The organism is Streptomyces boluensis (genome assembly GCF_009908195.1).
GTDB classification, from domain to species: Bacteria; Actinomycetota; Actinomycetes; order Streptomycetales; family Streptomycetaceae; genus Streptomyces; species Streptomyces boluensis.
This window is the reverse complement of the sequence record NZ_JAAAHS010000380.1, coordinates 1-7,420: the sequence shown is the minus strand read 5'-3', so window position 1 is coordinate 7,420 and position 7,420 is coordinate 1. Positions and strand designations below refer to the sequence as shown.

6 protein-coding genes are annotated in these 7,420 nt (G+C 72.8%); 4 read left to right on the top strand and 2 right to left on the bottom strand.

The window, feature by feature from the left end:
- The first annotated feature begins 26 nt into the window (after window positions 1–26).
- The gene (locus GUY60_RS31410) at window positions 27–806 is read left to right on the top strand and encodes an SDR family NAD(P)-dependent oxidoreductase (RefSeq protein WP_161704002.1); all 780 of its coding nucleotides are present in this window, start codon (window positions 27–29) and stop codon (window positions 804–806) included.
- A gap of 34 nt (window positions 807–840) precedes the next feature.
- Here GUY60_RS31410 and GUY60_RS31405 read toward each other — a convergent pair whose 3' ends face one another.
- Window positions 841–1,623 (bottom strand): GntR family transcriptional regulator, encoded by a 783-nt coding sequence (locus tag GUY60_RS31405; RefSeq protein WP_161703998.1) that lies wholly within the window; start codon window positions 1,621–1,623, stop codon window positions 841–843.
- A gap of 153 nt (window positions 1,624–1,776) precedes the next feature.
- On the opposite strand from GUY60_RS31405, the gene GUY60_RS31400 reads away from it, so the two are divergent.
- Both GUY60_RS31400 and GUY60_RS31395 read left to right on the top strand, forming a co-directional pair.
- Entirely contained in the window at window positions 1,777–2,640 is an 864-nt protein-coding gene (locus tag GUY60_RS31400) for a (2Fe-2S)-binding protein (protein ID WP_161703996.1), read from the top strand.
- A gap of 186 nt (window positions 2,641–2,826) precedes the next feature.
- Entirely contained in the window at window positions 2,827–3,927 is a 1,101-nt protein-coding gene (locus tag GUY60_RS31395; protein WP_161703994.1) for a DUF2637 domain-containing protein, read from the top strand.
- Between the two features lie 70 nt (window positions 3,928–3,997).
- On the opposite strand, the gene GUY60_RS31390 is transcribed toward GUY60_RS31395, so the two are convergent.
- Window positions 3,998–4,435 carry an ATP-binding protein gene (locus GUY60_RS31390; RefSeq protein WP_246235891.1) on the bottom strand — a complete coding sequence of 146 codons (438 nt, stop codon included), beginning with the start codon at window positions 4,433–4,435 and terminating at the stop codon, window positions 3,998–4,000.
- A 195-nt stretch (window positions 4,436–4,630) separates the two neighbouring features.
- On the opposite strand from GUY60_RS31390, the gene GUY60_RS31385 reads away from it, so the two are divergent.
- Window positions 4,631–7,420: alpha-mannosidase (locus GUY60_RS31385; protein WP_161703992.1), on the top strand; the 2,790-nt coding region annotated here is incomplete at its 3' end.

The following is a 7,420-nucleotide window of genomic DNA, read 5'->3' as shown; positions in this document are numbered from 1 at the left end:
CCCCCGCGACCTGACCCCGCGCCAGAATCACGGCCATGAACTACCTCGAACAGCACTTCGGTCTCCACGGCCGCACCGCCCTGGTCACCGGCGGCAGCTCCGGCATCGGCCGGGCCATCGCCGCCGGCCTGGCCGGGGCCGGGGCCCATGTCGTCCTGCTCGCCCGCCGCGAGGAGCCGCTCAAGGAGGCCGTGCACGAGCTCAACTCCCTTGGCCTGAAGGCGGATCACCTCACCGCCGACCTCGGTGACCGCTCCGCCCTGCGCGCCGCCGCCGACCGCGCGGCCGAGGCGTACGGGGAGCCCGACATCCTCGTCACCTCCGCGGGCGTCAATCTGCGGCCGCCGTTCGACGAGCTCACCGAGGACGAGTGGGACACCACGATGGCCGTGAACCTGGACGCCCCGTTCCTGCTCGGCAAGCGCTTCGGGCCGGGGATGGCGGAACGCGGCTGGGGCCGGATCATCCACCTCGCCTCCCAGCAGAGCGTCCGCGCCTTCGGCAACAGCGGCGCGTACGGCGTCTCCAAGGCCGCCGTCGCCGGGCTCGCCCGCTCACAGGCCGAGGCCTGGGCGCCGTACGGAGTGTGTGTGAACGCCCTCGCGCCCGGCTTCGTCCACACCCCGCTCACCGAGCCGGTGTTCGCGGACCCCGCACGCGCCGCGGCGATGGCGGCGCGCACCATGGCGGGGCGCAACGGCGAGGCGGAGGACTGCGCGGGGGCCGCCGTGTTCCTGGCGAGCGACGCGGCCCGCTATGTGAACGGCCAGACCCTGTTCGTCGACGGCGGGTTCTCCGTGACCTGAGCGGTGGTCCGCCGAGCCCGCCGAGGCAGCGGTCTCACTCGGCCCGGGTGAAGTGTTCCCGCACCAACTCCCCCACCACCGCGAGGTCCTGGGCGGCCAGGGCTCCGAGGAGTGCGGAGTGCTCGGCCGCGTCGGCCACCAGGTCGGCGCGGCGGTGGTGCACCGGGCCCGAGGCGGGCTGCCACTGCGAGCGGCGGTGCAAGTCGTCGGCGATCAGCAGGAGTTGCCCGTTCCCGGCGAGCGCGAGGACCGCGCGGTGGAAGGCGCGGTCGGCGTCCGCGTACGCGGCCAGGTCGCCACGGGCCGCGGCCGCCGAGGTCGCGTCCGCGAGCGGCTGGAACTCCGCCCAGCGCTCCGCGGGCACCGTACGCGCCAGGCGGAGCATCACCGGGACCTCCAACAGGGCCCGGATCTCCGCGAGTTCGGCCAGTTCACGGGAGCTGCGCTCAGCGACCCGGAAGCCCCGGTTGGGCACCACTTCCACGGCGCCCTCGTGGGCGAGCTGCTGCATGGCCTCGCGTACCGGAGTGGCGGAGACGCCGAGGCGCTCACCGAGCGCGGGCGCCGAGTACACCTCGCCGGGCGCGAGCTCGCCGCCGACGAGGGCGGCCCGCAGCGCTTCGAGTACCTGCCCGCGCACCGAGTGCCGCTGCACCGGGAGCCGGGGCTGCTCGGCGTGGGTGTGCTCACCGCGCGCCTGCTGCTGCGGCACCCGCCCCGCCGGTACGGAATCGCCGAGTACGGAATCGCCGCGTACGGAGTCAGCGAGTACGGGGTCGGTGATGCCCGGTGTGGGGCGCGGCCTTGCCTGCTCCATTCGGGCCCTCCTCGCTACGACGGCGACTTGCCGGGGACGGTCCGTTCCGGCCCGAGATGGACCCTATGCGGGTAGCGCTCGAGTTCAAACCTAAGATCAGTCGGGTAAGGTAAGGCTTACCTGCAAACGATCGCTAGAAATCGGTGATCCCGCATGCTCCTGCCCGCCGTGGCCTCAGGCTCCGTCCGACCGGGTCGCTCGCCCGTCGCGGATGCGTATGCCCGCCTGACCGAGGTCTTTCCCGGGCTGCGGTTCCAGGAGCTGCAGGCGCACGAGGACACCCCGAGGGGCGGCGGCTGGGTCGCCGCGTCCCGGCTCGCGGAAGGCGGGGCGGACCTCGACGCGTTCCTGGCGTGGGACAACGCGCAGATCCTGCGGGACTACAAGGAGCAGGCCCGCCCGGACGTGATCGCCAGCTTCGGCCTGCACCGGTACGCGTGGCCCGCCTGTCTGCTGATCACCGTGCCGTGGTTCCTGCTGCGCCGGGTGCCGCGCTTCCCCGTGGCCGATGTCACGTTCCAGCGCACGCTCGGCCGGATGGCCGTACGCGTCAGCGACTTCGCCTGTCTGCCGGACGACCCGGCCGCCGACCTGCCGGGCGCGCGCGTCGTGCCCGACGAGGAGGCGCTGCGCGCGGAGGTGCGGGCGGCGGTGGCCGAGCACCTCGGCCCGGTGCTCGACGGCTTCAGGCCCCGGATGCGGCGCGGCCCGCGCGCCCTGTGGGGCATGGCGACCGACGAGATCGTCGAGGGCCTCTGGTACGTGGCCCACCTCTTCGGCGCCGAGGACCGCGCGATGGCGGAACTCGAACAGCTGCTTCCCGGCACCACGAAGCCGTACGTCGGCGCCGCGGCCTTCCGTGAGCTGACCGGTCCGAACGGCGAGAGCCTCCCCACCCGCGACCGGGCGAGCTGCTGCCTCTTCTACACGCTGCGCCCGGACGACACCTGCGTCACCTGCCCGCGCACCTGCGACGCCCAGCGCGTCGAGCGGCTCACCGCGGCCGCGGCCCGCTGAGCCACCCGTTCGGGCGGCGCCGCTCGAACCCAACTCGCCCCGCTCGACCGGAAGTTCGAACCGAGGGCCCCCTTCCGTCCCGCGCGGCAACCCCTTTTTGTGCTCTTGCGCCGAAAACGCCTGGGCGCTCCCCGGGTTGAGCCACGATGGCGCCCGAAACGCGCTCATGCGACGCAAGGGACCCAGATGAGAATGACCGACATATCGCTGGACTGGCTGCTCCCCGGCGGCGTACTGCTCCTGGGCATGCTGGTGGCGGTGACGGTGCTCGCGCGCGGGAAGCGTGCCGGGGAGAAGGCGGCGGACGACTCCTGGGAGCGCAGCGAGGAGCGCCGCAGGCGCAAGGAGGCCGTCTACGGCACGGCCTCGTACCTGCTCCTCTTCTGCTGTGCCGCGGTGGCGGCCGCGCTGTCGTTCCACGGCCTGGTGGGCTTCGGCCGGCAGAACCTCAACCTCTCCGGCGGCTGGGAGTACTTGGTGCCGTTCGGCCTGGACGGGGCGGCGATGTTCTGTTCGGTGCTCGCGGTGCGGGAGGCCAGCCACGGTGACGCCGCGCTCGGCTCGCGGCTCCTGGTGTGGACGTTCGCCGGTGCCGCGGCCTGGTTCAACTGGGTGCACGCGCCCCGCGGGTTGGGGCACGCGGGCGCGCCGCAGTTCTTCGCGGGCATGTCGCTGAGCGCCGCCGTGCTCTTCGACCGCGCCCTGAAGCAGACCCGCCGCGCGGCCCTGCGCGAACAGGGCCTGGTACCAAGGCCGTTGCCGCAGATCCGGATCGTCCGGTGGCTGCGGGCGCCGCGGGAGACCTTCGGCGCCTGGTCGCTGATGCTCCTGGAGGGTGTGCGCAGCCTGGACGAGGCGGTCGAGGAGGTACGCGAGGACCGCAAGGAGAAGACGCAGAACCGGCTCCGCAGGCGCGAGAAGGGCAAGCTGGAGCGGGCCCATCTGAAGGCCGTGAGCCGGGGCAATCACGTACTGGCGGGGCGGATCAGCAAGCTCTCCGACCAGGGTCAGCAGCCCGCGATCGGCGCCCAGGGGCAGCAGCCCGCGGTGGCGTCGGGGGCCCCGGCCGCGCAGGTCGGGCAGGGCAGCGGCACGGACCCCGCCATATCGGCGGAACAACTGCCCGTACGTTCCAGACCCTCCCTGCAGTCCCTGACCGGCGCAGAGCCCACATCGGGAACGGGGCCGAGGACGGTCGACCTGACCGCGGAGGACGACACCCAGACCCTGCCGCGGCTCGACTCCCTGGAGCAGAAGCTCAAGGACCTTGAGCAGCAGTTCGGTTGAGCGGTCGCGACGGGGCGCACCCGTCGCGACCGCCCGGTGTCGCGGCGCGCGCTGTCACTGCCGCGTGCTGTCACGTGCGCTCGCCGTCCAGCTCGAACCACACCACCTTTCCCACGCCCAGGGCGCGCACGCCCCACGTGTCGGCGAGTGCCTGGACCAGGAACAGTCCGCGGCCGCCCGTACCGTCGTCGGCGTCCGGTACCCGCGGGCGCGGACCGTGTGCGACGGAGTCCCGTACCTCGACCCGGAGCCGGTGCCCGCGCACCGTGGCCGTGAGGACCGCGTCGTCGTCGGTGTGCACCAGTGCGTTCGTGACGATCTCACTGGTGAGGAGCTCGGCCACATCCGAACTCCCCGGCTTGCCCCAGTGCGTCAGCAACTCCCGTAGTGAGCGCCGGACTTCGGGCACCGCCCGCAGGTCCGAACACCCGAGTCTCCGGCGCAGCCGCGCATGGTCCCCCACGACCATGGCGCCGCCGGCCGTTCCTTCCTGTGCGTGCCTTCTCATGATCCCCGCCCGTAGGCCGTCGGCTCGTCCCTTCATGGACAGCTCACGTCGAACACGTACAGGTGATGCATGCCCCGCCCGGAATGCGGCACGCATCGGCCGGTGGCTCCGGGTTTGGCGGGGCGGGCAGCCTGGAACGTCGCGCGTACGGCCCGACCGCCGCCGGGTGTCGGGCCCCGTCCCGAGGAGCCGCACATGCACGACGACCGACTACTGGTGGAAGGTCGCCTGGAGCGGGCGCTGCGCCAGTTCATCCGGCCCGCGATCCACACGGCCCGCACTCCGCTGACGCTGACCGTCTGGCACGCGCCGGGTGAGCCGGTGCCGGTGGCTGAGGCGCTTGCGGCCGCGTACGAGCCGTTCGAGCCCGGCACGCTCTGGGGCCGCCCCTGGTCGACGAGCTGGTTCCGGCTCGCCGGGCGGGTGCCCGAGGAGTGGGCGGGGCGCCATGTCGAAGTGGTCGTGGATCCCGGGTTCAACGACGAGGGGCCGGGGTTCCAGGCCGAGGGGATGCTGTACGACGCGGCGGGCGTGCCGCTCAAGGGCGTCCACCCGCGCAACCGGCACCTCACCGTGGCCACCCGCGCCGAGGGTGGCGAACCTGTCGACCTGCTTCTGGAGGCGGCGGCCAACCCGGCGGTCCTCCGCGACTTCGAGCCGACGTTCCTGGGCGACGTACGGACCGCCGGGGACCGGCCCCTGTACCGCTTCGCGGGCGCCGAACTGGCCGTGTTCGACGACGAGGTGTGGCATCTGGTCCTCGACATCGAGGTGCTCTCGGAGCTGATGCGCGAACTGCCCGCCGACCGGCCGCGCCGGCACGAGATCCTGCGTGCCCTCGAGGACGCGCTGGACGCGCTCGACCTGCACGACGTGCCCGGCACGGCGGACGCCGCACGGGCCGCTCTGCGCCGGGTGCTGGCCCAGCCCGCGGCGGCCAGCGCACACCGGGTCTCGGCGACCGGGCACGCGCACATCGACTCGGCGTGGCTGTGGCCGCTGCGCGAGACGGTACGTAAGGCCTCGCGCACCTTCGCCAATGTGACGGCCCTGGCGCGGGACTACCCGGAGCTGGTGTTCGCCTGCTCGCAGGCCCAGCAGTACGCCTGGGTGAAGGAGAACCAGCCGCACGTGTGGGAACGCATCAAGAAGGCGGTCACGGACGGTAATTGGGCGCCCGTCGGGTCGATGTGGGTGGAGTCGGACGCCAACATGCCGGGCGGTGAGGCGCTCGCCCGGCAGATCGTGCACGGCAAGCGGTTCTTCGCCGAGGAGTTCGGGGTGGAGACGGAGGAGATCTGGCTGCCGGACTCCTTCGGGTACACGGCCGCGTTCCCGCAGTTGGCGAAGTTGGCCGGGGTGCGCTGGTTCCTCACCCAGAAGCTGTCGTGGAACCAGAGCAACAAGATGCCGCACCACACGTTCTGGTGGGAGGGCATCGACGGCACCCGGGTGTTCACCCACTTCCCGCCCGTCGACACGTACAACTCCCAGTTCCTCGCCGCCGAACTCGCCCACGCAGAACGGAACTTCGCCGAAAAGGGCCGCGCCAGCCGTTCCCTCGTGCCGTTCGGCTGGGGCGACGGCGGGGGCGGTCCGACCCGCGAGATGCTGGAGCGTGCCCGCCGCCTCCGCTCGCTCGACGGGTCACCGCGGGTCGAGATCGAGAAGCCGTCGGCGTTCTTCGCGGCCGCCGAGGAGGAGTACGCGGCGGCCGCGCCGGTGTGGTCGGGCGAGCTGTACCTGGAGCTGCACCGGGCCACGTACACCACGCAGGCCAAGACCAAGAAGGGCAACCGGCGCAGTGAACACGCCCTGCGCGAAGCCGAGTTGTGGTGCACGGCGGCCGCCCTGCGCGACCCGTCGTACGCGTATCCGTACGACGCTCTGGACCGCATCTGGAAGACGGTCCTCCTCCACCAGTTCCACGACATCCTGCCCGGCTCGTCCATCGCCTGGGTGCACCGGGAGGCGCGCGACACCTACGCGGCGGCGCTCGCGGAGCTGGACGCGCTCACCACGGACGCGGTGCGGCACCTCGGCGGTGCGGGGCTCGGCAGCGCGAGGGAGGCCGCCCTGAACGCCTCGCCCTACCCGCGCGCCGAGGTCGTCGAGGCGGACGACGGCGCGCTCGTCCACGTGGACGTCCCGGCCCTGGGCGCCCGCACCCTGTCGCCCCCGCCCTCCGGCACACCCCACGTGCAGGCCCAACAAGCCGACGGCGCCTGGGTGTTGGAGAACGACCACCTGCGCGTGACGGTCGACGCCGACGGCCTGCTCAGCTCCGTACGGGACCTGCGCGCCGCCGGCCGCGAGGTGCTCCCGCCCGGCAACCGAGGCAACCTCCTCCAACTCCACCCCGACCACCCCAACCAGTGGGACGCCTGGGACATCGACAAGCACTACCGGCGCAAGCACACCGACCTCACCGCGGCCGACTCGGTGGAGCTCGTCGAGTCGGGGCCGCTCCGGGCCACGGTCCGCGTCGTGCGGTCCTTCGGGGCGTCCCGGATCACCCAGGAGCTCCGCCTCGCCGCGGGCAGCCGCCGCGTCGACATCGTCACGGACGTCGACTGGCAGGAGTCGGAGAAGGTGCTCAAGGCCGCGTTCCCGCTCGACGTGCAGGCCGAACGGTCCGCCGCCGAGATCCAGTTCGGCCATGTGCACCGGCCCACGCACACCAACACCGGCTGGGACGCGGCCCGCTTCGAGATCTGCGCCCACCGCTGGCTGCGGGTCGCCGAAGAGGGGTACGGGGTGGCGCTGCTCAACGACTCCACGTACGGCCACGACGTCACCCGCACCCCTCATGCCGAGGGCCTGGGCACCACAGTCCGCCTCACGCTGCTTCGCGCCCCGCACTCCCCCGACCCGGAAACCGACCTCGGCACCCACCGCTTCACCTACGCGCTGCTGCCCGGCGCGGCCGTCGGGGACGCGGTCGCCGAGGGCCTGGCCCTCAACCTGCCGCTGCGCACCGCCCCC

Coding starts and splice junctions, on each gene's coding strand:
- GUY60_RS31395 (WP_161703994.1), top strand. CDS start 2,827: ATGAGAATGACCGACATATCGCTGGACTGGCTGCTCCCCGGCGGCGTA.
- GUY60_RS31405 (WP_161703998.1), bottom strand. CDS start 1,623: ATGGAGCAGGCAAGGCCGCGCCCCACACCGGGCATCACCGACCCCGTA.
- GUY60_RS31400 (WP_161703996.1), top strand. CDS start 1,777: ATGCTCCTGCCCGCCGTGGCCTCAGGCTCCGTCCGACCGGGTCGCTCG.
- GUY60_RS31390 (WP_246235891.1), bottom strand. CDS start 4,435: ATGAGAAGGCACGCACAGGAAGGAACGGCCGGCGGCGCCATGGTCGTG.